24 protein-coding genes are annotated in these 26,921 nt (G+C 59.3%); 10 read left to right on the forward strand and 14 right to left on the reverse strand.

The genetic code is table 11. The annotated features are described in order from the left end of the window. Positions 1–187: 187 nt before the first annotated feature. The 3 genes from BLU63_RS06990 to BLU63_RS07000 form a co-directional block, all read right to left on the reverse strand. On the reverse strand, positions 188–493 hold the full coding sequence (locus BLU63_RS06990) for a PsiF family protein (protein WP_010464113.1): 306 nt from the start codon (positions 491–493) through the stop codon (positions 188–190). Between the two features lie 98 nt (positions 494–591). Then, positions 592–4,992: a dermonecrotic toxin domain-containing protein gene (locus BLU63_RS06995; protein WP_231990945.1), complete on the reverse strand. Its 4,401-nt coding sequence runs from the start codon at positions 4,990–4,992 to the stop codon at positions 592–594. A gap of 148 nt (positions 4,993–5,140) precedes the next feature. After that, complete coding sequence (locus BLU63_RS07000; RefSeq protein ID WP_172962163.1) at positions 5,141–5,923, reverse strand: AraC family transcriptional regulator; 783 nt, start codon at positions 5,921–5,923, stop codon at positions 5,141–5,143. 97 nt (positions 5,924–6,020) lie between these two features. Here BLU63_RS07000 and BLU63_RS07005 point away from each other — a divergent pair, with 97 nt between their 5' ends. Beyond that, entirely contained in the window at positions 6,021–6,908 is an 888-nt protein-coding gene (locus BLU63_RS07005) for a DMT family transporter (protein WP_083377248.1), read from the forward strand. Between the two features lie 28 nt (positions 6,909–6,936). Here BLU63_RS07005 and BLU63_RS07010 read toward each other — a convergent pair whose 3' ends face one another. The 3 genes from BLU63_RS07010 to BLU63_RS07020 form a co-directional block, all read right to left on the reverse strand. Beyond that, complete coding sequence (locus BLU63_RS07010; protein WP_083375165.1) at positions 6,937–7,827, reverse strand: esterase/lipase family protein; 891 nt, start codon at positions 7,825–7,827, stop codon at positions 6,937–6,939. Positions 7,828–7,935: 108 nt separating this feature from the next. Continuing rightward, positions 7,936–8,241: a DMT family transporter gene (locus BLU63_RS07015; RefSeq protein WP_007947555.1), complete on the reverse strand. Its 306-nt coding sequence runs from the start codon at positions 8,239–8,241 to the stop codon at positions 7,936–7,938. Beyond that, positions 8,241–8,879, reverse strand: a complete 639-nt coding sequence (locus tag BLU63_RS07020) for an FMN-dependent NADH-azoreductase (protein WP_010464126.1) — start codon at positions 8,877–8,879, stop codon at positions 8,241–8,243. Before BLU63_RS07020 ends, BLU63_RS07015 begins: the two co-directional genes overlap by 1 nt. 117 nt (positions 8,880–8,996) lie before the next feature. Here BLU63_RS07020 and BLU63_RS07025 point away from each other — a divergent pair, with 117 nt between their 5' ends. Together BLU63_RS07025 and BLU63_RS07030 are read left to right on the forward strand one after the other, a co-directional pair. Next, the gene (locus BLU63_RS07025; RefSeq protein ID WP_083375166.1) at positions 8,997–9,899 is read left to right on the forward strand and encodes a LysR substrate-binding domain-containing protein; all 903 of its coding nucleotides are present in this window, start codon (positions 8,997–8,999) and stop codon (positions 9,897–9,899) included. A gap of 128 nt (positions 9,900–10,027) precedes the next feature. Further along, a complete protein-coding gene (locus BLU63_RS07030) occupies positions 10,028–10,558 on the forward strand; it encodes a ferritin-like domain-containing protein (RefSeq protein ID WP_077748942.1) in 531 nt (176 codons plus the stop codon). Between the two features lie 102 nt (positions 10,559–10,660). On the opposite strand, the gene BLU63_RS07035 is transcribed toward BLU63_RS07030, so the two are convergent. Further along, complete coding sequence (locus BLU63_RS07035; RefSeq protein ID WP_083375167.1) at positions 10,661–12,736, reverse strand: AsmA family protein; 2,076 nt, start codon at positions 12,734–12,736, stop codon at positions 10,661–10,663. A 386-nt stretch (positions 12,737–13,122) separates the two neighbouring features. Between BLU63_RS07035 and BLU63_RS07040 the strand changes: the two genes are divergently transcribed. From BLU63_RS07040 to BLU63_RS07070, 7 genes are all read left to right on the forward strand, one after another. Further along, a complete protein-coding gene (locus BLU63_RS07040) occupies positions 13,123–13,620 on the forward strand; it encodes a hypothetical protein (protein WP_077748940.1) in 498 nt (165 codons plus the stop codon). Positions 13,621–13,794: 174 nt separating this feature from the next. Beyond that, a complete protein-coding gene (locus BLU63_RS07045; RefSeq protein ID WP_010464134.1) occupies positions 13,795–14,427 on the forward strand; it encodes a TetR family transcriptional regulator in 633 nt (210 codons plus the stop codon). Between the two features lie 268 nt (positions 14,428–14,695). Further along, positions 14,696–15,196, forward strand: coding sequence for an urease accessory protein UreE (ureE, locus tag BLU63_RS07050; protein ID WP_010464135.1), 501 nt, complete (start codon positions 14,696–14,698; stop codon positions 15,194–15,196). Further along, positions 15,193–15,867: an urease accessory protein UreF gene (locus BLU63_RS07055; RefSeq protein ID WP_083375168.1), complete on the forward strand. Its 675-nt coding sequence runs from the start codon at positions 15,193–15,195 to the stop codon at positions 15,865–15,867. The genes ureE and BLU63_RS07055 overlap by 4 nt, the downstream gene beginning before the upstream one ends. A gap of 23 nt (positions 15,868–15,890) precedes the next feature. Beyond that, a complete protein-coding gene (ureG, locus tag BLU63_RS07060; protein WP_010464137.1) occupies positions 15,891–16,505 on the forward strand; it encodes an urease accessory protein UreG in 615 nt (204 codons plus the stop codon). A 29-nt stretch (positions 16,506–16,534) separates the two neighbouring features. Continuing rightward, positions 16,535–17,107, forward strand: a complete 573-nt coding sequence (locus BLU63_RS07065) for a HupE/UreJ family protein (RefSeq protein WP_083375169.1) — start codon at positions 16,535–16,537, stop codon at positions 17,105–17,107. Positions 17,108–17,272: 165 nt separating this feature from the next. Then, the gene (locus tag BLU63_RS07070; RefSeq protein WP_010464140.1) at positions 17,273–18,400 is read left to right on the forward strand and encodes an AGE family epimerase/isomerase; all 1,128 of its coding nucleotides are present in this window, start codon (positions 17,273–17,275) and stop codon (positions 18,398–18,400) included. Positions 18,401–18,533: 133 nt separating this feature from the next. Here BLU63_RS07070 and BLU63_RS07075 read toward each other — a convergent pair whose 3' ends face one another. The 7 genes from BLU63_RS07075 to amaA all read right to left on the reverse strand — a co-directional run bounded on the left by BLU63_RS07075 (position 18,534) and on the right by amaA (position 26,879). After that, entirely contained in the window at positions 18,534–19,301 is a 768-nt protein-coding gene (locus BLU63_RS07075) for an SDR family oxidoreductase (protein ID WP_010464142.1), read from the reverse strand. 841 nt (positions 19,302–20,142) lie between these two features. Next, the gene (locus tag BLU63_RS07080) at positions 20,143–20,859 is read right to left on the reverse strand and encodes an ABC transporter ATP-binding protein (protein WP_083375170.1); all 717 of its coding nucleotides are present in this window, start codon (positions 20,857–20,859) and stop codon (positions 20,143–20,145) included. Continuing rightward, positions 20,856–21,731, reverse strand: coding sequence for an ABC transporter ATP-binding protein (locus BLU63_RS07085; protein ID WP_010464147.1), 876 nt, complete (start codon positions 21,729–21,731; stop codon positions 20,856–20,858). Before BLU63_RS07085 ends, BLU63_RS07080 begins: the two co-directional genes overlap by 4 nt. Then, positions 21,728–23,011, reverse strand: coding sequence for a high-affinity branched-chain amino acid ABC transporter permease LivM (livM, locus tag BLU63_RS07090; RefSeq protein ID WP_010464149.1), 1,284 nt, complete (start codon positions 23,009–23,011; stop codon positions 21,728–21,730). Before livM ends, BLU63_RS07085 begins: the two co-directional genes overlap by 4 nt. Before the next feature lie 3 nt (positions 23,012–23,014). After that, positions 23,015–23,929 carry an ABC transporter permease subunit gene (locus BLU63_RS07095; protein WP_010464150.1) on the reverse strand — a complete coding sequence of 305 codons (915 nt, stop codon included), beginning with the start codon at positions 23,927–23,929 and terminating at the stop codon, positions 23,015–23,017. Between the two features lie 168 nt (positions 23,930–24,097). After that, the gene (locus tag BLU63_RS07100; protein ID WP_010464151.1) at positions 24,098–25,231 is read right to left on the reverse strand and encodes an ABC transporter substrate-binding protein; all 1,134 of its coding nucleotides are present in this window, start codon (positions 25,229–25,231) and stop codon (positions 24,098–24,100) included. A 364-nt stretch (positions 25,232–25,595) separates the two neighbouring features. Next, complete coding sequence (gene amaA, locus BLU63_RS07105) at positions 25,596–26,879, reverse strand: L-pipecolate oxidase (RefSeq protein ID WP_010464152.1); 1,284 nt, start codon at positions 26,877–26,879, stop codon at positions 25,596–25,598. Positions 26,880–26,921: the final 42 nt, after the last annotated feature.

Consider the following 26,921-nt stretch of genomic DNA (forward strand, 5'->3'; position numbering starts at 1 on the left):
ACTAGGGATTGTGTAGGGCGACCTTAGTGGGGCGTGGGCGATTTTTTATAGCGGCCATGCTGGCCCCTTCGCGAGCAGGCTCGCTCCCACATCAGTCCTGCGAACACAGTTCCATTGTGGGAGCGGGCTTGCTCGCAAAGGGGCCCTCACAGCCATCACAATCTGCCGCCCGTTATGACTCAGTTATTTATTTTTTCTTCAGGCAATCACTCATGAATGCTTTGCGCTCATCACCCTTAAGCGCTTTGGTCGCCGCATCGGCGTTGCAGGTTTTCATTTTCTCTTGCTGAGGGGTCAAGGTCTTGGCGTCATTGGCGGCCGGCGCCGCCTTGAGGCAGGTGCTCATGAAGGCTTTGCGCTCGTCGCCCTTGAGGCCTTTCGCGGTAGCGTCAGCGTTGCAGGTGGTCATCTTGTTCTGTTGCTCAGTGGCGGCGAAGCCCTGGGCACTAAGCAGCAAACCGATCATCAACAAAGGGACACGCAACATCATCATGGAGTTTTCTCCTTGTTGCCGCACCGAGGGGCGCGGCCTCAATCTGGAGTGTAGACAACCCCTGTTACACATTCATCCACCGCCGCAACCGATGGCCCTCAATCAACCTCCGATTCCAGAAGATCTTTAAAGGCTTCCCGGTATCGCTGATAAGCATCAACCCGGTTATCAATGACCGACGCGGGCATCCGCTCGAACAAGACCGGCGTGCCCCCCTCGACCGCATAAGTCTGTCCAAGCTCACGCAACGACGTCCATTGGGCATATGCCGCACCCTCCTCATAGAGCTTGTTGATTTTTATCTGCCGGAACGTGTTCGCCTCGGAAACCGCAGGCAATACCGCCGGCCCTGGCGCGGCTTCATTGATAAAGGCGTACTCGACCACGGCCGGCCCGGGGGTCAGTGTGGTCACCGGCGGCATTTCGAAATTGAAGTGTGCATTGCTGGCCAAGTGCGCTGCGGGAAATTCCGGCCACGAGTCAGCGACGACCAGAGCATCGAGATTGCTCAGATCATCTCCTATCACTACATATTGATGATCAAAACGGGTGGCCCTGACAATGTGAATGCTGGACGTCCGGGGCTGGCTGGCGAGAATCGAAAACGTAACCTTCGAGTTCTCCGAACAATTCCCGCCCTTGATATCAATGGCTTTGCGAGCGGCCTCAGCGGTGGTCAGTTTTGCGGAGAATCCGCCCTCCTCAAGGTCCATCCCTCGCAGGCCTTTGATTTTGGCAATCGCCGAACCGCCGTTTTCCCACATGCTTGGCAACTGATTCCCCGATAACGGCAGGAGCTCCTTGGCTCGATAGATCGCGTCCTGCGCCATTTTCAAATTGGCCATGGTTTGAGGCGATACCTGAACCGGCCCTTCGGTCTCGACCACGGCCTGGGAAAACCACTCCCCATAGCTGCTTAAATCAGCCAGCTCCGGACTTGGCGTTACACCGTTCTCCCGGACTGAATGTAGCAGCGCCTGGTAGGCATTGGCCCGCCCGGTCTGTTCCAGATTGCGCGCATTCAACCCCAGGTTTCGTTCCAGTTCCGTGAGCGGCACCAGGCCCTCTTTGGTAAACAGGCGCCCGGTCAACGCGTTGAACTGCTCTGGCAGCATCAGCTTCTGCAGATCAGGCAACGCCTCGATACTTTGGACGATCCGCAGGCCTGGCCCGGCCTCTCCGGTCGCATTGGCTGCGTTCAGCGCCTCGAAAAGGTCGAAAAGATAATCCTGTGGAAGGCTGTCGTGAATCAGTTTCAGGCCGCGCAGATAATCGAATCGCTTGAATGCCGAAACAGAAGGATGGAACGCTACCGTGACCAGGTCGCTGTATTGGCCGCCGATGTCTTCCAGGACTGCACGTTCGCCGCCCGCGCCCGGCGAGCCACCACGCAGGCGCATCAATTGAGGATCGTAAGTGAGCGGGTCAAGAACCGGCAGACCGTCCAGCACCTTCAGCAACTGATAGGGCTGCAATGCGTTGTCGCGCAGGGCCAGCTTCAGTTTGGCCCCCTGGCCGATATAGATGTTCAGCGCGTTACGCTCGGCGTCCGGCAACGCCTGCAAAATAGCGGAAAACAGATCCATGCCCGAATGCAGGGCATTTGCGTCTTCGTCATAAGCGACGAATGTCGAGTCATGAAGCTCGACGAGCGTACGGCGAATCCCTGCGTCGTCCTGGCCGATACTGTCGAGCAGGGTTCCGTCGTACTCGAACCGTCGGACCTCAATGCGCACATCGGGATTCCAGCCGCGAAGATGCTCAAGGGAGTGCAACGCCAGCCGGTCCATGTCGGGACTGTCGACCGAGTCGAGGTAAAAACCTTCATAAGCACGGCTCATGCGCACGTCTCGCAGCGCCCAACGCGCGAGGTTTTCCAGCCTTGCGGGCAACTGCCCGCGCTCAATCGCCTGGACTTCGGAGGGCGTGGCGATGGACAGCAACTCGCGGGCGACAGTGCCAGGCAGGCCCGGCACTTGGGCCTGGATCGTTTTTGCGCTGTCACTCGTGGCAGCTTCGACACGACGATAACGTGCATCGAACAGCGACGTGCGCTTGCTCCTGGCCCGTTTCGCCAACTCGGCCCGCAGATTTTTGGCGTTCAGCTCCAGCGTGCTGGGCGTGATATGAAACTCGACGTCCAACAAGGTGTTCAGTTGTGCTTCATCCAGGTGCGATAACAGCGTCTTGAGCAGATCGACGTCAGCCAGACGATTGCTGTTTATCTGGACACCCGGCCCGCCCGCGCGACCGATGACCCGAAGCACTTCGCCCCTGGCGTCTACCAGCTCAATCGCATTGCCGGGCCACAGACCATCGAGCAGCTGAAATTGCATCTCGGGATCGGCGCTTGAGTAATCTTGCGCACGCTCGCTGCCCATCTGCTCGATGAAGGTCTGAATGTCACGGTCGATACGAAACCGGGTCACGGTATCGCTGAGCAACGGCGATGGCCGCTCATTGTCGGCATACATTTGGCGGATCGCGCTGGCATCGGTCTGGCTGACCGTGCGGATGTCGCCGTAGGCGTCGGCCAGCTCACCCATGTCCGGGCCGAGTCGCGCCATCAAGGTCGAGTCATCCCACCTATGGGGTTGCTCGCCTTCAATCACGAAGGCACCTTCGCCGTTGCTCTCCACCACGGGTTGATAGGCGTCGGAGCGGGTCGGATGTTTAACCCTGTGTTTACCGTTCTGTGGATCTTTCGTCAGTTCGAAGTGCCGGGTGTCCAGTTTGAGAATCGGCTTGCCCTCGTGCCGGTGCAGCCAGGTTTCATCAGGCTTTGAATCCGCAGTCAGGGTCAGGTTTTGTTTTTGATAGGGCTCAAGGTCGCGGCTCCACAGGCGTTTGGCGCCGTTGGCCAGCGTGACCGGTGTTGTCGACTCGATGAACGATGACAACTTGGGCAGTACCACCTCACTGCCGATTTTCATGCCGCCGGCGAAGGCCACCAACTGGACCAGGCTTTCGACAAACCCAATGATGTGCTCGGCCCCTTCCAGATAGAGACCTTCAGCCAGATCCACAATGCCTTCGACGACCTCGCTGACCAACTGATAAACCATGTAACCCATCATTACCTCGCCCACAAAGGGTATGAAAGGCCCCACCACCATTAACGCGGCATTGAAGACGTCGGAAAGCATTTTTTCCAGGTTGTCGAACCACGCCCAACGCTCCATACGATCGGCATCTTGCGTCGAGATGACCATCTCCCGGGCATCGTTCAGGATTTTGTTTTGCTGTTGCTGGTAGAGATAAAGCCAAGGGTCGCCCGTAAAAAAGGTATGGATGTCGTTCTCGAACCGAACGTGCTCAAAGTGCAGGCGCGGATTCTCGATGGGCGTTTCGCGCCATACCGGCTTATCGACACCCGGAATTTTGTCGTGTTGGGTTATTTCCACCAGCGCGGCATTGAGTGCCGAGAAGAAGCGCCCCCGTTGTTGATGGTCGACAAAACGGCTGAAGAACTGCTGATAACTGTTTGTGGAATTCCTTGGGGCATCCCGCAATTGGCGAGTGAGCTCACGGGCGAACTCGGCCTTCGAGGCGTACTCTTTCAGTGGATGCTCCGGGTCATGTGGCACATAGACAATGACTCGCCGGGCGGCGCTGTCGTGGATATGCAGATCAGGGGCGATCAGCACGATGCCTCTCAACTGGACATCGAGAATTTTCAGCTGATAGTAATGAACGGGAAGGCCATCCATCTTCCACGCTTTAATATCCTTGAGCAGGCTTTGTACGGCCAGGTAGCCACTGGCCGAGATGTCATTTTTAAGGCTGGCCAGATACAGGGCTGCTTTTAACGCAGCCTTTTGGCTTTTTATGACTGTTTGCTGCACCACACCACGCGCCAGCCCATCGACAGGGCGCACATAGCCTTCAAGATGGGCTTTATAGTGAGCGCCGATATCCAGAGTGCGGCAAAGTGTCTTGAATTGGTCGACACTCATGTTGTTACGAACACCGGTTATATCGAATCGATTCGATTTGTCCGGCCGGGTAATAAACTGCGAATCAGAGGTTAATACTTCTTTATCCGAAAAGTTATGTAATGCCGCATCCAGCAACGAAACAATGCGCGATTCCACGCCGTTATTGAAATTGTTGGCCCAAGGGGATAAATGGGGCGGAGAAAACAACTGCAAGAAAGTTTCCTTTACATCGACGTCTACACCGTATTGATCTTTCAGCGCCTGACGAAGCAGCGGTTCAGCAAAGGCGTAGACATCTTGCGCCTCGCTCAGCATCTGGTCGACATCGTTTTGAGCCCGCCAGCTTTCCTCCGAGGCGCGCTGCAGGGCTGCGAGCTGCATCGGTGAAGCGGTGCTAATCCATTCCGGAAGTGGGGCTATCACGGTTTTTAACGCGCTGATTCTGTGGGGTGAAGTTTGGCGTATCCATTCCGGGATAGCATTTTTTATAAGTTCGTGATGTTTGCTTTTTTGTTGTATTGCGGTTGCTGATATTTCATCGATCCGGATTGAAGTGGTCACATTGATACTCTGCATAAGTTTGCTGAACAGAAACGGCTTATGCAACTAGCGTACAACGTTAATCACTCAATCAAATGAAGTTCAATTCCGATTAGCCTGTAAGAAACTTCACCACTTAAAACTTCTAACACCCACTGACTTATTTATCTCAGATAATTCGTTGCCGACGATATTGCTCAGGCGTACACCCGGCCTGGCGTTGAAACATCGCAATAAATGCCGAACCGGTGCTGTAACCCATGTCGAAGGCAATGTTTTGAATGCTGCGTTGACTGTCCAGCGCTTCGATCGCCGCGAGGAAACGCAAGCGTTGCCGCCACTCGCCGAAACTCATGCCCAGCTCACGGACAAACTGCCGCGCCAAGGTGCGTTCGCTGACATGGATCTGCGCGGCCCAGTGCGCCAATGGCCGATTGTCCCCGGGCTCGGCTTGCAGGGCTTCAAGTATTACGAGCAATCCCGAGCTGCTGGCGTAAGGCAAATAACACTCCTGGATGGGTGCCAGTTGCAACTGGTCCACCAACACCTGCGCCAGACGTTTGTCCGCATCGTGGTCGGGAATTTTCACGTCGCGGGCGGCGAAGTCCTTGAGGATCGCCTTGAGAATGTCGCTGATTGCCAGCGTGCACGCTTGTTGTGGCAACGCGGTGCACAACACCGGCGCCAGGCAGACCGCGCGATAGTTGATCGGTTGATTGCTGTAGAAACTGTGCTCGGTCTGCGGCGGCACCCACACCGCGTATTGCGGCGGCGACATGAAGCGGCTGCTGCCAATTTCCATGTGCAACACACCGTTGGCCGAATACTCGAGAGTCCCCCACGGGTGACGGTGGGTCGAGGCATATTCATGGGTGTCGAAGTCGGCATAACGGAAATAGACCGGGGACGGCAATTCTGCGAAATCGAGCAGGTCGATGTGTTTACTGGTCATGCTGTCCGTCATCAAGGGCAGGTTGTCTGGATTGAAGTATAGGCTTGCATCCAGACAGGCGGATAATCGCTCCTCACTAACGTTGATGGTTTTTCTGATGCAATACGCTTATCCCCTGCTGGCCATTTTCATTTGGGCCGGCAACACCGTGATCAACAAACTGGCTGTCGGCGCGATCTTCCCCGCGGAAATCGGCTTCTATCGCTGGCTGCTGGCCGGGATTCTGTTCACGCCGTTCATGCTCAAACCGGTGATCGCGCATTGGCCCCAGATTCGCCCGAACCTGGGCAAGATTTTCATCCTTGGCGTGCTCGGCATGGCCGTCTATCAGAGCCTGGCGTACTTCGCCGCAACGCTGACTACAGCCACCAACATGGGGATCATCTTGTCGCTGATGCCCTTGATGTCGCTGGCCATGGCAATTGTCAGCCTCGGTCAGCGCCTGACTGCGGGCGCATTGGCCGGCGCGGTGTTGTCGTTCGCCGGCGTATTGGTGGTGGTGTCGTCCGGCAGCCTCGGCGCACTGCTTGAGCACGGCGTGAACCTGGGCGACGCGATGATGCTGATCGCCACGCTGGCCTACGCGATCTACAGCACGCTGCTGAAAAAATGGCAGCTGCGCTTGCCGCCACTGGTGTTGTTGTATTTGCAGGTGCTGGTGGCGGTGGTGGTGCTGTTTCCGCTGTTTGTCGCTTCACCGAAGGTCGGACTGACCTTGCAGAATATTCCGCTGGTGCTTTATGCCTGTTTGCTGGCTTCGATGCTGGCGCCATTGGCGTGGATGCAGGCCGTGGTGCGCCTGGGACCGAGCCGGACCACGCTGTTTTTCAATTTGCTGCCGTTGATTACGGCGTTGATTGCGGCGGTGGTACTGAATGAACAGTTGGCGATGTATCACCTGGTGGGTGGGGTGTTGACGCTGGGTGGGGTGGTGCTTTCGGAGCGCTGGACTACCGTGTTGGGCCGTAAGGTCAGCGTTGCCTGACCCGACGCCTTCGCGGTCCAACTGACGTTTACACGCCAGCCGCTTTCAATCGGGCCGCATGCTCGACAAACAACCGCACCGGATCCGCCCCTTTCCCCACCAGCCCCAGCGACTGATTGACGATGTCGAAGTGATCCATCGGATACTCATCGCCAATCACCGTCCCCAAGTGCGAGCTATAACGCCCGACCATCCCGTCGCAATGCCCGGTTTCGCGCACAAAGGTTCTGGCAAACAGCCGGCAACTGCGGTTCGTGCCGTCGAACCGGTTACCGCCGCGGTCCGTCTTGCCCGGTTGCAACGTCCCGGACCAGGAGTAATAGCGCACGCCGTTGACCTCTTCCGGCCCGTGCCCGCCCCAGGTTTCAGGCAGGCCCTGTGGATAACGCTGATTGAACAGCGCCACGCCTTGAGTGGTCAGCGAATGGTGCGAAGCCGGGATATCCACAGGCAACTTCGGCCCGCGATAGCCGGTTTCCAGCAGGCTCATCAACGCGCCGATCCAGCGCAACAACACGCTGAGAACCCGTCCTTTGAACGTGTCGGCCGGGTAATGCTTTTCCAGATAATCCGCCAGCTCCGAGCCATGATTCGGCCCTGCGACCGACGTGACGGACGCCACGCGATCCGGACGTTTGGCGGCCGCGTAACGGGCTGTGAGCGAGCCTTGGCTGTGGCCGATCAGGTTGACCTTCTCGGCCCCGGTTTCCCGCATAATCTCCTCGATCCGCGCCAGCAACTGCTCGCCGCGCACCTCGCTGGAATTGAGCGGCGAGACCTGCACCGCAAACACCGTCGCCCCACCCCGGCGCAACGCCGAAATGATTCCGTACCAGTACGGATACAGCACCAGACGGATAAACCCGAGCATTCCCGGGACCAGCACCAACGGATAACGCGTGGCAGAACCTTGCGACATGGACGGACATCCTTGTGATCGGTGAGATGAAGCAAGGCGCGATGCAAGACGTCAGCCAAGCATCGTCACCCAAGATGACAACTCGACGACCAGTCTATGACATCCACCCTACTTCAGCCCCACCACGCCTGCCACGATCAGCCCCACCGACACCAGCTTGATCGCCGTCAGGCTTTCACCCAGCAGCGCAAAGCCGAGAAACACCGTGCCCAGCGAACCGATGGCGGTCCAGATCGGGTAGGCGATGCTTACCGGCAACTCGCGCATGGCCAGGGTCAGGAAGTAAATCCCGCCGACGGCGGCCACCACCGTGATCAGCGATGGCCAGAGCCGGGTAAAGCCTTCGGCGTACTTCATGCCCATGGCGAAGGTAACTTCGAACCCGGCGGCGATCAGCAGAAACAGCCAGGCCATCAGAACTCCCGGGCCAGCGTCAGCAAACGCTGCTCGGCTTCGGCCAGCGAAATCTCGAACGTGCGCTCAGCCGACTCTTCGCCTTCGGCAGCCACCACGGTGATGTCGGTGATGCCGATGAACCCCAGCGCGGTGCGCAGCAACGGATCGGCATGGTTCATCGCCTCCAGCTCGCCGCCCGGCCCGAAACCGAAGCCGCCGCGACTGGTGACGATCAGGGCTTTTTTGCCGTGCACCAACGGCTCGTACTGCGCCACGCCATTGTCCAGGGTGTGATTGAACGTCAGCCCGAGCCGCACAATCTGATCGATCCAGGCCTTGAGGCCGCTGGGTACGCTGAAGTTGTGCATCGGCGTGGAAATCACCAGCAAATCGTGACCGAGCAACTCGCCGACCAGCTCATCGCTGAACGCCAGGTCGGCCTGCATCGACAAGGGACGCGCTTGGGGCTCGGGGTAAAAGGCCGCGGCCACAAAGGCCTCGTTAACCGGCGGTATCAATGCCCGACCTATTTCCCGGCGAGTCAGCTGCGACTGAGGATGTCGCGCTTGCCAAGCGCCAAGAAACACTTCCGCCAGACGCCGGGAATGGGAACGCTCGCCACGGGGGCTGGCATGGATCGCAAGAATCTTGCTCATCTGAATCTCCTTAAGGGCTAAACTGCCTGTGGCTTGCAGATTGAAGCTCACAGCCGCCCTTCTTCAACTGAGTAGAAATCAGTCTGGATGAATCCATTTCATCCATGGAGTATTTGAATGTTTGCCTCGTTGCCGCTCACCGCCCTGCGCGCCTTCGAATCCGCCTCGCGCCTGCTGAGTTTCAAGGCCGCCGCCGAAGAACTTTCGGTGACGCCCACAGCGGTGTCGCACCAGATTCGTTCGCTGGAGAACTGGCTCGGCGTGCCGCTGTTCGAGCGGCTGCCACGGCAGGTGCGCCTCACCGACGGCGGCGAACGGTTGTTCCGCAGCCTGCACGGCGCGCTGCTGGAAGTGGCGCAAAGCGTCGACACCCTGCGCCCGCAACGCAGCGGCGCGAGCCTGACGATCTCCACCACGGCGGCCTTCGCGGCGTTGTGGCTGGTGCCGCGTCTGGGTCGGTTTTACGCCCGCCATCCGAACATCAACCTGCGCCTGGACACCCACTGCGAAGTCATCGATCTGCATCAGGACGCCAGCGTCGATTTGGTGGTGCGCTACAGCCTGGGTGATTACCCGAACCTTTATGGGCTGTGCCTGTTCGACGAATCGTTCGGCGTCTATGGCTCGCCCGGGCAGGTGGCCCTGGCGGCCGAGCGGGCACCCACGCTGATCAGCGTGCGCTGGCACAACTCCAAACTCTACGCCCACGGCTGGGCGGCCTGGTGCGCGCAGTCCGGCGAAAGTTGGCTGACAGGCCAACCGGCGGTCCGTGAATACGACGAAGAGCATTACGCCCTGCAAGCCGCGATCGCCGGGCAGGGGCTGGTGCTGGCGAGCAATATCCTGGTGTCGGAAAGCGTGGCCAACGGTTTACTGGTCGCCTACCGGGGCGAGGTCCAGGTCGATGGCGCCGGCTATAGCGCACTCTGTGTGCCGGGACGCGAACGGCATCCGCCGGTGCGGGCGTTTTTTGCGTGGCTGCGCGAGGAGGCGCTGCTGTCCGGGCATGGGTTGGCGTGACCATTTCGGGCGCTTTTTACGATGGACAAATGGCATAAAACTTTTCGCCGCGCTCATCACTCACACCTTAAGTAGCGATCACTTCCCCAGAAGGTGACGCAAACCGGATTAGCCTCCAGGAGAACGAGATGAGTGACATGCATTTGTCTGACGTAACCACCCTTCGCGAACGGGCCCGCAAGAACGTCGAGAACGGCGCGGTGACCGAAAGCTACAGCGCTGACCGTGAAGAAGTATTGCGCCTGCTGAACGAGTCGTTGGCCACGGAACTGGTCTGCGTGTTGCGCTACAAGCGCCACTACTTCATGGCCAGCGGCTTGAAAGCCAACGTCGCGGCCGACGAATTCCTCGAGCACGCAACCCAGGAAGCCGAGCACGCCGACCGACTGGCCGAGCGCATCGTGCAACTGGGCGGTGAGCCGGAGTTCAACCCTGACCTGCTGTCGAGGAACTCCCACGCGCAATATGTGGCGGGCAATTCACTGAAAGAGATGGTCTACGAAGACCTGGTCGCCGAGCGGATTGCCATCGACAGCTACCGCGAGATCATTCAGTACATCGGCGAAAAAGACCCGACCACCCGGCGCATCTTTGAAGACATCCTGGCTCAGGAAGAAGAGCATGCGGATGACATGGCCGACATTCTGAAAGATCTTTAGGGCCTTTCAGATCGCCTTCGCGGGCGAGCCTCGCTCCTACAGGTTTAGTATTCTCCTGAAGGAGCGAGACTTACCCGCGAAGGCAGCCACACTGACACCCCATTATTTCGTTGGTTTAACGGTCACCGGCGCCTTGCCTGCCTTCATCTGTTCCAACAATGGCGCACACTGATTCGGCTCACCCCCACTCGGTGCCACCAACGCCAACAGCCCCGCCGCTGGCGCTGCAATCACGCCCAATGCAACCATCCCGGCGCCACGCAAAATCAGCGGCACCGCCTTCACGCCCGCATCCGGCTTGATGAACTTGCCCCGCACGTATAGCGGCGAGCGCAACGAAATCAACCGCCAGCCTTTGGATTCCGGGGTGATCGTCAGGTCCAACTGCTCCGTCGCCATGTTCGCCGTGCCGTCGATATAGATGATCGCGTTCTCGGTATCGAAGACGAACAGTCGGGTGGTGGCCAAACCGGTCTTGATATCGAAGTCGGCCGCCGCGCAATTGATCTTCACTTCCTTGTCGCCAAAGATCTTGCCCACCACATAGTTGCCGACGTTGAGCCCGGCCAGCTCCATCAACTCGCGGCTGATGGCGCCATCGTTGATCAGCATTTTCAGATTGCCATTGGCGCTGCCCAGCAGCTTGGCCACCGAGTTGCCACGGCCGGTGATGTCGGCATCACCGTTGAGTTCGCCGAAACTGGTTTTCATCGGTTCAAAGGTCGGGAACAGCTGCTTGAGCTTGAACTTGCGCGCGGTCAGTTTGGCCCGGCCTTCCAACGGCTCGGTGCGGCCATTGAGGCGAATCTGCGCATCCAGGTTGCCGCCCGCCACGCCGAAACGCAGAGGCTCCAGACTGAGAACACCGTCGGTCAGCACCAGGTGCGTATAGAGGTCATTGAACGGCAATTTTTCGCTGTGGATGATGCGCTTGCCGGTGAATTCGACGTCGGCGTCCATGTCACGCCAGCGCTCGGTCTTGAACTCCTCGACCGGCAACACCTTGTCCGTCGGCTGCTTGCTTTCGCCGCCACGGGCCTTTTGCTTGGCGTTGGAGTCAGCACCGATCAACGGGGCCAGGTCGGCGAACAGCAGTTGGTTGGAAACAAGCGAACCACTGAGTTTCGGCCGCGGCTGGCTGGCGACATAGGCCAGGCTGCCGTGGATGTCGCTCTCGCCGATCTTGCCGTTGAATGCTTCATAGCGGAACACCGCACCACCCGGCTCATGCAGTTTGGCGATCAAATGCCCGTCGGTCTCGTAGGGCGGCGTATCCGGCAGCGTCACACCGGTCAGCGGATAGAGATTGCCCAGGCTGGTACCGGCCAGTTTCAGGCGCAGGTCCAGGGCGCCGAGGTTCAGCGGATCGGTCAGCGTTCCGGCCAGTTCGACACTGGTATCGGCGATCTTCACTTGCGCCTGGAGCGGGAACGGCCTGGCCGCATCCTGCAATGCCAGCAACCCGCCGATCTTGCCTTCGCCCGCGAGTTTCTGATTGTGGTATTGGCCTTTGACCTTCAGCGCGAACGCGTAATCCTGGGGAGCCGCGCCTTTCTCCTGCGCGGTTTTTGCGGCTTTGTCGCCGACGATATCGCTGAACGGAATAGGTTTGCCCAACGGATCAATCAGCACATCGAGCTGAGTCTTGAGGTTCTGGTCATCGAGGGTGACGTGGCCCTTGTCGAAGCCGATGGCACCGATGTCCACCACCCAGCTCGAAGGCTCGGCGTTCGGGTCTTTGGGGTCGAACTGGAACGTCCAGTTGGCACGGCCATCGGCCAGGCGCTGAAGGTCGGCATTCGGCTCGGTCAGGTCAATACGCGGGATCACCACCCGTTGCGCCAGCAATGCCAAGGGTGAAATACGCAGCTCGACGCGTTTGAGGGTGACCATCTGTGGTTTTTTCGACCAGTCCGGGTTACCCAGGCTCAGGTCTTCGGCCACCACGTGCGGCCACGGCACCCAGGCCCGCCAACCGCCCTCGTCGGGCTCGCGCTGCCAGACCACCGCGAGGTTGCCATTAATGGCGAACGGACGATGCAGCTCTTCAGAAACTTTGGCGTTAAGGGGCGGTTTGATCCGGTTCCAATCGAAGAACGCGATGATCAGAACCAATACCGCCAGCAAGACAATCAGGCTGGCGAAGGTCCAGGTAACAATTTTACGAGTGCGCGTCATTGCACAGGGCTCCTGATACGACTGAGCGCCCTGACTGCGACGCACGTGTGAAACGACAGGCCAGAACCGGCCTGCCATGGAATCTACGACTGAAAAACGGCCCGCAGGTTTAACCGAAACATCGATTAATCCTCAAATAATCGACCGGGGAGAGACTGCCCCCGAATCCAGCGTTACCGCCCCCGCACTTTTGTGCGGCATCAGTGGGTCGAAAATACCCACTCCAGTGCAAAAGCGATCGCCGGAGACACCCGTTCTAGAGCGCTTCGGCAGAACAATCAATTCCGTTGATTATTACCATTGCGTTTATGAACTTTTATATCGACTTATCGAGAGTAGCATTGCCCTCGTACCCACTTTATCGCCCCCCCAAGGAGCAACCCATCATGAAACGCCAATTACTGCTTAGCCTTACCCTCTCAATGCTGGCCAGCACCGCTTTCGCTCTGCCTGCTGCTGACCAGGCCACTCCACAAGTCAAAGACAGCCGCTCGGTGTTCAGCCAAACCGTCGCTGCCGATGGTTCCGACCGCACTCCACAAGGCCAGACCCTTGCCGAAGGTGGCAATGATCGCTTGAAAGAAAAAGGCCTGATCACTGAAGACGGTTATGACAAAACGCCACAAGGCCAGGTTCTCGCCGCTGATGGTTCCGACCGCACCCCAGGCCAAACACTGGCTGCCGATGGTTCCGACCGCACTCCAGGCCAAACATTGGCTGCCGATGGTTCCGACCGCACCCCAGGCCAAACACTGGCTGCCGATGGTTCCGACCGCACCCCAGGTCAAACACTGGCTGCCGATGGTTCCGACCGCACTCCAGGCCAAACACTCGCCGAAGGTGGTGGTGACCGTGTCATCGAACGCAACAGCGCTGTGAGCTGAGCCCATGGCGGCCCTGAAAAAAAGCCCAATCCCCGGATTGGGCTTTTGACTTTATAGGGTTTTGCCTCATTGGAAGTTGTACATCCCCGCTTGATCCCCCGATAGTCGTTCGACGCCAGCGAAGCCGATTTGCTAGAGTGCGCCGCTGTCCCTGTCCAGAAAAACACCCTTGCGATGCTGCCCCGCGCCGAACAGAAACAACAAACCCGCAACGCCCTGATGGACGCTGCCCGTCACCTGATGGAATGTGGTCGAGGATTCGGCAGCCTGAGCCTGCGCGAAGTGGCGAAAACCGCCGGGATCGTGCCCACCGGTTTCTACCGGCATTTCGCCGATATGGACGAACTGGGCCTGGTACTGGTGAGCGAAGTCGGCCAGACCTTTCGCGAGACCATTCGCCTGGTGCGCCATAACGAGTTCGTCATGGGCGGCATCATTGACGCTTCGGTTCGGATCTTTCTCGACGTGGTCTCGGCCAATCGCTCGCAGTTCCTGTTTCTGGCCCGGGAGCAGTACGGCGGATCGCTGCCCGTGCGCCAGGCCATTGGTCGCCTGCGGGAAGACATCAGCTCGGACCTCGCGGCCGACCTGTCCTTGATGCCGAAATTGCAGCATCTGGACATCGCCGGCCTCAGCGTCATGGCGGACCTGATCGTCAAAAGTGTGTTCGCGACCTTGCCGGACATTATCGATCCACCGGCCGAGGCGCTGCCTGAGCACCTGACGCCACAGGCAAAAATCACTCAACAACTGCGCTTCATCTTCATCGGCCTCAAGCATTGGCAAGGCCTCGGCAGCACTGAATAAACCCTGTAGGAGCGAGCCTGCTCGCGATAGCGGAATGTCAGCCACATCAAATGTTGATTGTGCCGACGCTATCGCGAGCAGGCTCACGTCCACAAAACCAGTCAAGGCATCAATTTGGTGCCACCGAAAAATCCCCGCACCATTCCAGTTCAAAATCCCGCAACAGCCTGAGCCACCCACTACGCTCCGACAGGTATTTCCTACGTATCGCCCGATTGGCAAGCCCCTTGCTCTAGCCTGAACATCGTCCATTGCTGGAAGCCTTCCGATGCTGGTGATTCATCGCAGAATCGACCCTCAACCCGTCTGGGCCGCCGAGTTGCACCTGACTTTCGAGGCCCGGAGCAAAAGCCGTTTGCGCTGTTTCAGTGCCGAAGGCGAGGACGTCGGTTTGTTTTTGGAGCGCGGTCAGCCGCCACTGTATGACGGTGAGTGCCTGCAAGCCGAAGATGGGCGCATCGTCCGCGTCTGCGCCCGCCCCGAACAATTGCTGCACGTTACGTGCGCCAACGCGTTCGAACTGACTCGCGCGGCCTATCACCTGGGCAATCGCCACGTCGCCCTGCAAGTCGGTGATGGCTGGTTGCGCCTGCTCGATGATTACGTGCTCAAGGCCATGCTCGAACAGCTGGAGGCCAACGTCGACAACATCGAGGCACCGTTCCAGCCGGAACACGGCGCCTATGGGGGCGGCCATCACCATTCCCGCCACGGCGACGAGGACTTCAACTACCCGCCGAAATTGCACCAGTTCGGCGTCCGGTTATGAACCCGGCCTGGGCGCTGCTGCGCCTGGCCAGCCCACAACTGCCGATTGGCGGCTACAGCTATTCGCAAGGCCTGGAGATGGCGGTGGATAACGGCCGGGTGAACGATGCAGACAGCGCGCGACGCTGGATCAGCGATCAGTTGTTGCTGAACCTGGCACGCTTCGAAGCGCCGCTGCTGCTCGCCCATTGCACCGCTGCCTTTGATGAGAACTGGGGCCAGTTGCTGCAACGCTGCGAAGAACATCGTGCCAGCCGGGAAACCCGCGAGCTGCATCAGGAAAGCCGGCAGATGGGCTATTCATTGCAACAACTGCTCAACGGCTTGCCGGAACTCGATGCGCCGGCCCGCGCCTTTCTCCAGCAGCGCCCTGAGCCGCATTTGGCCCTCGGCTGGGCGCTTGCCGCTCGCGCCTGGCAGATCAGCCCGCAAGATGCGCTGGCGGCGTGGCTCTGGAGCTGGCTGGAAAATCAATTGGCGGTGCTGATGAAAACCCTGCCCCTGGGCCAGCAAGCCGCGCAACGCCTGACCAGCGAACTGCTGCCACTGCTGCAACAAGCCCAGCAGGACGCCACCCGAATCAACCCCGAACACTACGGCAGCGCCGCGTTCGGCCTGTCCCTGGCGTGCATGGCCCATGAGCGCCAGTACAGCCGTCTGTTCCGTTCCTAGGGCCTTTTTACTTGGAGAATCACATGAACACACAACCCCTGCGCGTCGGCATCGGCGGACCGGTCGGTTCCGGTAAAACCGCCCTGACGCTGGCGCTCTGCCTGGCCCTGCGCGACCGCTACAACCTGGCCGTCGTCACCAACGACATCTACACCCGCGAAGACGCCGACTTCCTGGTGCGCAACGAAGCCCTGGCCCCTGAGCGCATCATCGGCGTGGAAACCGGCGGCTGCCCGCACACGGCGATCCGCGAAGACGCCTCGATCAACCTCGAAGCGGTGGATCAACTGAACCGCCGCTTTCCGGGGCTGGATCTGATTCTGGTGGAGTCCGGCGGCGATAACCTGTCGGCGACCTTCAGCCCGGAACTGTCCGACCTGACCATTTACGTGATCGACGTCTCGGCGGGCGACAAGCTGCCGCGCAAGGGCGGGCCGGGGATCTGCAAGTCCGACTTGCTGGTGATCAACAAGGTCGACCTCGCGCCGCTGGTGGGCGCGTCGCTGGAACTGATGGACAGCGACACCACGCGCATGCGCAACGGCAAGCCGTTTGTCTTCAGCAATCAGAAAACCGGCTTGGGCCTGGAAGCAATCATCGCCTTCATCGAACGCCAAGGCCTGCTGACCGCAGCCTGATCACGACTTATCAACAAGGAAGCTTATCCATGACACTGAAACGCATCCTGGGCACCCTGGCCCTGCTGCTGACCCCGGCCATCGCCTTCGCGCACCCGGGTCATGGCGACAACGGTTTGATCGCCGGCATCAGCCACCCGATTGGCGGCCTTGATCACTTGCTGGCGATGGTGGCGGTGGGTTTGTGGGCGGCGCAGCAGAAAGGCGCCGCGCGCTGGGCGCTGCCGTGCACCTTCGTTGGCACCATGCTGATTGGCGGACTGCTGGGTTTTGAAGGATTGAACCTGCCGGCGCTGGAAAGCGGCATTGCGGCATCGGTGCTGGCGCTGGGCCTGGCCGTGGCCCTGGCCGTGCGTCCGCCGCTGAGCGTGGCGGTCGGTGCGACGGCTTTGTTTGCGCTGTTCCATGGTGTGGCCCATGGGCTGGAGTTGCCGGACATGTCGAGCCCTTGGGCGTATGCCGCAGGGTTTGTGGCGGCGACGGCGGCGTTGCATGCCGCGGGTTATGCCGTGGTGCGCGTGTTGCCGCAAGCGGCGGCGCCGTTGGTTCGATTGGCCGGTGCGGCTTCGGCGGCGACTGGTGCGTGGTTGCTCGCAGGTTGATCTTTTATTGCCTGTGATGGCCCCTTCGCGAGCAGGCTCGCTCCCACATTGGAATGCGTACACCTGTGGGAGCGAGCCTGCTCGCGAAGACGGCCTGACAGACACCGCATCTCTCAGGCCTGCTAACATGTCGCGCAATCAACCCTGCCGTGACGACGCCAGCCAATGCCGCCTGTTTCCCGCTCTGCCTCCCAGCCTGAATTGACAGCTCTGTTCGCCTCGGTGCAACAGCATTTCCAGGACGTGATCGTGCCGCTCTGGCAAGGCCCCGGCTGGAATGCCGACATGGCGTTGCCTTATGAAGCGCTGGACGCCGGGCATCAACCGCTGCCGCCCCAACGCTATCGGGCGATGGCCTGCGCGCGGCAGCTGTATCTGTTTTCCAGCCTGATCGGCCAGGTGCCGGCCGCCGAGGAACGCGCCGCGGCGCTGTTCCGTTCCTTGCAACAGCATTTTCACGACGCCGAGCACGGCGGCTGGTTCTACAGCATCGACCCGCAAGGTGCGCCACTGGATCAGCGCAAAGACCTCTACACCCACGCCTTTATCCTGTTCGCCTGCGCCCATTACTGGGGCAAGGTGCGCGAGCCGCTGGTGGAATCGGTCCTCAACGCGACACTGGAAGTGCTGGCGCAGCGCTTCGCCACAGGCGACGGCCTGTACGAAGCCAGCCTCGACCGCGACTGGTCCTCGCTCGACTCCGGCCCCCTGCAAAATCCCTTGATGCATCTGGCCGAAGCTTTCCTCGCGACCCTGTCGGTGCGAGAAGACATCGCCGTACAGCGCGCGCTGGTCGAGTTATGCACAGCCATGCAGAAGCGTTTTATTGACCCGCACCACAGCGTGCTGATGGAAAAACCGCTGGGCGCTGTGGATAACTGGTTTGAACCGGGGCATCAGTTCGAGTGGTATTTCCTGCTGGAGTCTTCGCCACTGCTGCACGGCTCAAAACTGCATGCTTCGCTGGAGCGCGCGTTTGTACTCACCGAACAACTGGGCGTTGATCCACAAACGGGTGCGGTGACGGCGATGCTCGATCTGAATGGCTCTGCCAAGGATGCCACTCAACGCATCTGGGCCCAGGCTGAATACCTGCGCGCCCTGACCTTGCGTCCAAATAGCGAAGGCTCGGTGCAACGCCAATTGCAAGCATTGCAGCAACGCTTTTTGCATGCGAGGGGGTGGTATGAATGTCGCGACGAGCAGGGCGAAGTCAGCCGCAAGGACATGCCATCGACCACGCCTTATCACTTGGCCACTTGCTATCGAGGGCTGGTCGATTATCTCGGCTGACTGACAGATAGCTATCGCGGGCAATTCGGATCGCCGCACCGCCGCTCCCACAGGTTTTTTGTCGTTCGCGAAATGACGATTCAACGCAAGTCTTGTGGGAGCGCGGCGTGCCCGCGAAAGCCGTTATGCGGCCTTAACCCTTGGCATTACGCTCAATCGCAAACCCGGCCCACGTCTGGCTCACCGGCATCAATTCGAGGCTGTTGATGTTGATGTGCGCCGGGGCATTAAGCACCCAGAAAATGGTATCGGCGATGTCCTGCGGCTGGATCGGCTCGGCACCGGCGTAGGTCGCGTTGTAGCGCTCCTGGTCACCGGCGAAACGCACCAGCGAGAACTCGCTCTCGCATAGGCCCGGCTCGATATTGCTGACACGCACGCCAGTGCCTTGCAGGTCGCAACGCAGGTTCAGCGAGAACTGGCCAACGAATGCTTTGGTCCCACCATAAACATGGCTGCCCGGGTACGGATAGTTGCCGGCGACGGAGCCGAGGTTGACGATACCGGCACCGCGGCCGTGGGCGATCAGGCGTGGCAACAGCAGGCGAGTGGCGTACATCAGGCCTTTGATGTTGGTGTCGACCATGGTGTCCCAATCGTCGAGATCGCACTTCGGTGCCGGGTCAACGCCCAGCGCCAGACCGGCGTTGTTGATCAGCCCGCGCAGCTTGGCAAAGGACGGCGGCAAGTTGGCGATCGCCTCCTCCATGGCCTTGCGATCACGCACGTCGAGCACCAGGCCATGCACCTCGGTCTGCTTCGACAACTCGGCGCACAGGGCATTGAGGCGTTCTTCACGACGGCCTGTCAGCACCAGTTTCCAGCCGGCCTCGGCAAAACGACGGGCACAGGCTTCACCAAAACCAGAGGTCGCGCCGGTAATAAACAGGGTGTTGGACATCGTGTTCTCCTTGCTTCGGCTGATCGACAGCCATTGGAATAGAAAATCAGCTGGCAGCATGCCCGGCCTTGCCCACAGCGGCAACCGCCGCAAAAACTGTACAAAAAACAACCAGGCCTTCCAAAGCCACAGGCACCGTGGCTTGCAGCCATGTACACGCACCTTATCCACAGGCCGGTCCACAGTTTCCGGGGGCAAGTGGAAAAGCTGCAAGCCGCTATCCACAAGGCTTTGCGGGTAGATTACAAAGTTTTTTGCTTGACCCTTGGGTACCAGCTGTGTAGCCCATGGCATTTTGCACGATGTGATGGGCAAACCGACGATGGCGCCAAGCCAGTAACTACGGCCCTCAGCCGAGTCTTTCCAGAGTTTAACCACAGACTTATCCACAGGCTGGCCCATTGCATTTCCAGCCACTTTGCCATCCAACAAAAAGGTTGACAAAGCCTGTTCCGGGTCAAGCAAAAACGCCTGATCAAAAAACAACCACATCGCTACAAGCCACGAATTCAAAGGCTCTCAGACAGCTACTCCCACGTTATTCACAGCCAGCTCCACAGTAAACGGGGACAAGTCAAAAGCGTGACAAAACAACTATTTGCAGCGGCTTTATGTCGCGCTTTGAGAGCTTGTGAATATTGTTTTCCACAATTTCCGGAAAGCACACTTGGCCCTTGCAGGAGCAGGCCTGTTTGCGAAAGCGGTGGGCCATTGAACACCTGTCGATTGGCACTCCGCTTTCGCGAGCAGGCTCGCTCCCACAGGGGGATTCGTGGTGTATTCGAGGTGTAAAAAAGCCCCGGCGATTGCTCGTCGGGGGTGTGGATATTTCGGCAGCGTGTCAGTGCCCGCCGAGATAGGCGTTACGCACTTCCTCGTTGACCAGCAGCTCCTTGCCGGTGCCCGTGATGCGGATCTCGCCGTTGACCATCACGTATGCCCGGTCCGACAGCTTCAACGCGTGGTTGGCGTTCTGCTCGACCAGGAAGATGGTCATGCCGGTACTCGCCAGTTCCCGCAGGGTCGCGAAGATCTGTTTCACCACAATCGGCGCCAGTCCAAGGCTCGGTTCATCGAGCAACAGCAGCTTGGGCCGACTCATCAACGCACGGGCGATGGCGAGCATCTGTTGCTCACCGCCGGACATGGTCATGGCCCGTTGGTTACGGCGCTCCTTAAGCCGTGGAAACAACTCGAACATGCGCTGCATGTCCTCGGCAGCGTACTTGTCACCGATAGGGATGGTGCCCATCAGCAGGTTTTCCTCGACGGTCATGTCGGGGAACACCCGTCGGCCTTCAGGCGACTGTGCGATGCCGTTGGACGCGATGTAGTGCGACGACTTGTGGGTGATGTCCACGCCCTGATAAATGATCTGCCCGCTAGCCGCTCGCGGCTGGCCGAAGATCGACATCAGCAAGGTCGATTTACCGGCGCCGTTGGAGCCGATCAGGCTGACGGTTTCACCTTCTTCGATATGCAGCGAGACTTTTTTCAGAGCCTGGATCGGCCCGTAAAACACATCCAGATCCTTGAGTTCGAGGATGGGTTGACTCATAGCACCACTTCCTCTTCATCAGCGCCCAGATAGGCCGCAATCACTTTCGGGTCGTTGCGAATCGCTTCAGGTCCGCCCTCGGCGATGACGACGCCGTGGTCCAGCACCACGATGTGGTCGGAAATGCTCATTACCATGCCCATGTCGTGTTCGATCAGCACCACGGTCAGATCGTGCTCGTCGCGCAGCAGACGGATCATCGCGCTCAGCGCTTCGGTTTCCTGAGGGTTGAGGCCGGCCGCCGGTTCGTCGAGGCAGATGATCTGCGGCCGGGTGCACATGGCCCGGGCGATTTCCAGGCGGCGCTGTTGGCCGTAGGACAGTTCACCGGCCAGACGGTTGGCGCAGTCCACCAGGTCCACGACTTCCAGCCAGTAGAAGGCGTGGTCCAGCGCGTCGCTTTCGGCCTTGCGGTAGCCCTTGGTATTGAGGATGCCGGCCAACATGTTGCGGTTGACCCACATGTGCTGGGCTACCAGCAGGTTTTCAAGTACCGACATTTCCTTGAACAGGCGAATGTTCTGGAAGGTGCGCGCCAGCCCGGCACGGTTCACCAGGTGGGTGCCGCCGAACATTTTGTAGCGCATCCGGGTGATGAAGCTTTTCGGCGAAACGAAATCCGTGGCTTTGAACGATTCGCCCAACAGCTGGATGACATCGGTGCGTTCGCCGCGGGTATTGAGTTCGATCCTGCCACCGGAGGCCTTGTAGAAACCGGTCAGGCAGTTGAACACGGTGGTCTTGCCGGCGCCGTTGGGGCCGATCAGGGCAAAGATCGAGTTGCGATGCACCTTGAGGCTGACATCGCTCAACGCCTTGATGCCGCCGAAGTGCATCATCAGCTTCTCGACCGAGAGTACGACTTCGCTCATGGCGCTACTCCTTTACGCGGGGTCACACCGGTACGGCTGATCCGAATCAGGCCGCGCGGTCGCCAGATCATCATCAACACCATCAGCACGCCGAACAGCAGCACGCGATATTCCGCAAAGCCGCGCAGCAGTTCCGGGGCAACGGTCAGCACGAAGGCTGCAATCACCACGCCGATGGTCGAGCCCATACCGCCGAGGACCACGATGGCGAGGATCAGAGCCGATTCGAAAAAGGTGAACGAGGTCGGGTTGACGAAGCCTTGATACGTGGCGAAGAACACCCCGGCCAGGCCGGCCGTCGAGGCACCGATGGTGAACGCCGAGAGCTTGACCAGTACGTGGTTCAGGCCCATGGAGCGGCAGGCGATTTCGTCTTCACGCAAGGCTTCCCAAGCGCGGCCGACCGGCATCTTGACCAGACGATGCTTGATGTACAGCACGGCCAGCACCACCAGGAACAACACCGCATAGATGAAGTAATACTTCACGTCCGGGTTATAGGCGATGCCGAAGAACTCATGGAACGGGACGCCCCCCTCCTTCGCGCGCTTGCCGAACTCGAGACCGAAGAAGGTTGGCAATGGAGCCGCCATGCCATTCGGGCCGCCGGTCAGGGACAACCAGTTGTTGAGGATCAGGCGAATGATTTCACCGAATCCCAGGGTCACGATCGCCAGGTAGTCACCGTGCAATCGCAGCACCGGGAACCCGAGGATGCAACCGGCAAGGCCCGCGGTGATAGCCGCCAGCGGCAGCACCGTCCAGAAACCCAGGCCGAGGTATTGATAACCCAGCGCCAGGCCGTAGGCACCGATGGCGTAGAACGCCACGTAACCCAGATCGAGCAGGCCGGCCAGGCCGACCACGATGTTCAGGCCCAGGCCGAGCAATACGTAGATCAGCCCGAGAATGACCACGCCCAGCAGGTAGGAGTTGGAGAAGAACGGGAACACCACGGCAACGAGGATCACCAGCGGGATGATCCAGCGCAGGCGGGATTTGTAATCAGGCGGCAGTACATGAACCCCGGAACCAGTGCTTTCAAAGCCTTCAAGGATTTTCAGACCCTTGGGCGTTTGCAGGAACAGGCTCAGGGCAAACCGGCCAGCCATGACGATGGCGACAATCCAGGCCACCCGGGTCGTTTCCAGATTGAAGCCGTAGCCGTCGAGGACCACGCCGACAATCGGGCCGAACACAATCAGGGCGACAAGGCCGGCAAGAATCGCGTCAACCAGGCTTCTTTTGAGATCAATGGTTTTTTTAGTGGTTGAAGACATCGCTTACACCTTCGACACAAGAGGACGGCCGAGCAGGCCTTGGGGCCGAAAGACCAGAACGAGAACGAGCAGCGAGAAGCTGAAAACGTCTTTGTAGTCCGAGTTGACCAAACCTGAGAACAGCGACTCGGAGATCCCGAGAATGATCCCGCCAAGCATCGCACCAGGCAGCGAGCCGATGCCGCCAAGTACCGCGGCCGTGAACGCCTTGATGCCGATGATGAAGCCGGCATAGAAGTCGAACGTGCCGTAGTTCATGGTGATCAGCACGCCGGCCAGGGCCGCCATCGCTGCACCGATGATGAACACGTAGGAAATCACGCGGTCGGTGTTGATCCCCAGGATCGAGGCCATCTTGCGGTCTTGCTGGGTGGCGCGGCACATGCGGCCGAGCTTTGTGTACTTGATGATGTAGGTCAGCAGGGCCATGCCGGCGAATGCGGCAATCAGGATAAACACCTTGGTGTAGGTCAACTGCACGAAGCCGGTGCCGATTTCGACGCGCCAGGCCCCCGTCAACAAGGTCGGAACGCCCTGTTGCTTGGCACCTTGGGCGATCTGGGCATAGTTTTGCAGGATCAGCGAAATCCCGATGGCGCTGATCAGCGGTGCCAGTCGGGTGGAGTTGCGCAGGGGCTTGTAGGCGACGCGCTCGATGACCCAGCCATACACCGCCGTGACCACGATGGTGAAGATCAAGGTGCCGAGCATCAACAGCGGGAAGGATTCAATACCGAAGTACGCCAGCAGAGCCAGACTGATTGCCGCGAGGTAAGCGGAAATCATGTAAACCTCGCCGTGGGCGAAGTTGATCATGCCAATGATGCCATAGACCATTGTGTAGCCGATGGCGATCAGGCCATAGACCGACCCGAGGGTCAGGCCGTTGACCAGTTGCTGCAGGAAAATACCATCCATAACGCAATCTCACGCATTTGAGAGACTGCACAGAAGCCGGGTGCAACGGACCGGGGTTCAGCCGCCGGGGCAACACGGTTGTGTGCAGCTCTACGAGAAAAGACAGGTACTGCACGGACATGTTCATAGACTGCCCGGTGCAACAGGCACCGGGCAGATCAGGTCATATCACTTCTGTTTTTCCAGCTGGTGGTATTTGCCGTCCTTGTCCCACTCGTAAACGACGTAGTCGGAGACTTTCAGGTCGCCCTTGGCGTCCCAGGTCTTCTCGCCCATCACGGTTTTGACCGGGTTTTTCTTCAGCCACTCGGCGGCTTTCTCGCCACTGTTGGACTTGGCGCCGTTGAAAGCTGCGGCCAGGGTCTGGACCGAAGCGTAGGCGTACAGGGTGTAGCCTTCAGGCTCGGTGCCTTTCTTGCGGAACTCGTCCACCACGGTTTTGCTGTCTGGCAGCAGGCGTGGGTCGGCGCCGAAGGTCATCAGTACGCCGTCAACGAATTGCGGACCGCCAGCAGTGGTGACCAGTTCGTCGGTCACGATGCCGTCATCGGACATGAACTTGACGTCTTTGAGGCCTTGCTCACGCAGTTGACGGACCAGAGGACCGGCTTCCGGGTGCAGACCGCCGAAGTAGACGACATCGGCGCCAGCGCCGCGGATCTTGGTGACGATGGTGCTGAAGTCTTTCTCGCCACGGGTCAGGCCTTCATACAGCACAGGCTTCACGCCGCGTTTTTCCAGTTGGGCCTTGGTAGCGTCCGCCAGGCCCTGGCCGTAGGTGTCCTTGTCGTGCAGGACAACGACTTTCTTGCCCTTGAGCACGTCGACGATGTAGTCACCGGCCACGATGCCTTGCTGATCGTCACGCCCGCACATACGGAACATGGCACTCAGGCCGCGTTCGGTAACCGCTGGGTTGGTGGAACCCGGAGTGATTGCAATGATGCCCGCTTCGTCGTAGATCTCGGAGGCCGGGATGGTCGACGAGGAGCAGAAGTGACCGACTACGCCGGCGACTTTCTGGTTGGTCAGGTCCTTGGCGACCGTCACAGCCTGTTTCGGTTCGCAGGCGTCATCGCCCTTCACCAGTACGATTTTTTCCCCGTTAACGCCGCCCGCCGCGTTGACCGCGTCGGCTGCAGCCTGTGCACCCTTCATGTACTGCTCGCCAAATGCCGCGTTGGCGCCTGTCATCGGACCCGCCACACCGATTTTCACATCAGCCTGTGCAAACGCAGAAACACCCAACGCAGTTGCCACTGCGAGGGCCAGAAAGCCTTTCTTGTAAAACGTCTGGGACATGAGGTGGTGCTCCAAGGTTTTTTTTAGTTGGCACTGCGACTTCTCTGAATGCTCAGAGCAAGGGCCGTGCCATCGGTTTTTTATTCTGAAAAAAGTCGCTGCTTTATTGTTATTTCGACTGTTTCGATCCCATTTTCATTGGGCGTGCAACCGTCTAAACCGCAGAAGGTGAAACCATTTATTTTTAAAGGCGCAACCCGCGTGCGCCATCATTGCAACCGCGGCGCCAAACGAAGTGCAACCAGCCTGTAACAACGTGCGTCACCGAAGTGCACACTGCTGGTGCGGAACTGCTACAACCCGCACCTTTTACAGGCTAGTCGCTGCGCGAAAAAGCGCCGCTCCCAGCAACAAATTTCAACAATCAAATAACGATCCGCAAGCACTGGCCTGCGTGATACAGCGAGAAACCGGCCTCGTACAAACAACTGCGCAAACCCACCCCGGCCAATGGCTGCATGGGGGCAAAGGGAATGGGTAGCGCCTCAGGATTTCCGTTACACAGATAATCGGCAAAGGCTTTGCCGACCACCGTCCCCGTTGTCACGCCCCGGCCGTTGTAACCGGTGACTGCCACTAAACCGGGCGCCGGCTCGAACAAACGCATCAAATGGTCCGGGGTAAACGCGATGCAACCGGTCCAGGTGCATTCCCATTCCACGGGTTTGAGGTAGGGGAAATAGTGCTGCTGCACCCGATCGGCCCAGGCCTTGAGGAACCAGGCCGGTTTCTGATTGCCGTTACCGAGGCTGCCCAGCAACAGACGGCCGTCTTTGTCGCGACGAATACTGCTCAGTACCTGGCGCGTGTCCCAGGAACCCTGCCCGCCGGGCAGAATTTGCTGCGCGGCGTCTTCGGTCAGCGGGACCGACGCCACTTGATAGTAATAACCGGGGAAGAAATTGCGCCGCAACTCCGTCCAGTCACCTTCGGTATAAGCGTTGGAGGCGATGACCACTTGCTCGGCGAGCACTGATCCCTGAGCGGTTTGCACCGACCAGCGTTGGCCCTGACGTTCGAGTCGGGTCACCGGAGAATGATCGAACAGTTGGCCCCCGAGGCTGATGGCCGCTTTGGCCAGCCCCGTGGTGTAAGCCATCGGATTGATCGTGCCGGCACGCTTGTCGAGCAGCGCGGCAGCAATCTTTTTGGTACCCGTCGCTTGTTCGCAGGATTGCCCGGTCAGCAGTTCGACCGGTGCTCCGCGACGTTTCCATTGTTCTTCGCGACTGCGCAGATCGGCTTCGCCACGGGCGTTGTGCGCCATGTGCAGCGTGCCTTCGCGGCGTAACTGGCAATCGATGTTGTATTTGTCGACCAGGCTGAACACCAGCGATGGCGCTGCACCCAGCATGCGATTGAGCTGACTGCCCACCGCTTCGCCGAACCCGGCTTCGATCTCGTCCGGTGGAATCCACATCCCGGCGTTGACCAGACCGACGTTGCGCCCCGAACCGCCGTGACCGGCGCGATGGGCTTCGAGCACGCAGACCTTTTTACCTTTTTCAAGTAGATGCACCGCCGCCGACAGGCCGGTGAAACCGGCGCCAATGACGCAGACATCGACGGTAACTTCGCCCTTGAGCGCGGCATTGTCGGGCCTTTGCGGCGTCAGTTTTTCCCACAGACACTCTTCGCGTAACGGCATTGCCAGACTCCAACAGAAACCTAACCAACACACAGTTCAAAA

The organism is Pseudomonas mandelii, from assembly GCF_900106065.1.
Taxonomy (GTDB): Bacteria; Pseudomonadota; Gammaproteobacteria; order Pseudomonadales; family Pseudomonadaceae; genus Aquipseudomonas; species Aquipseudomonas mandelii.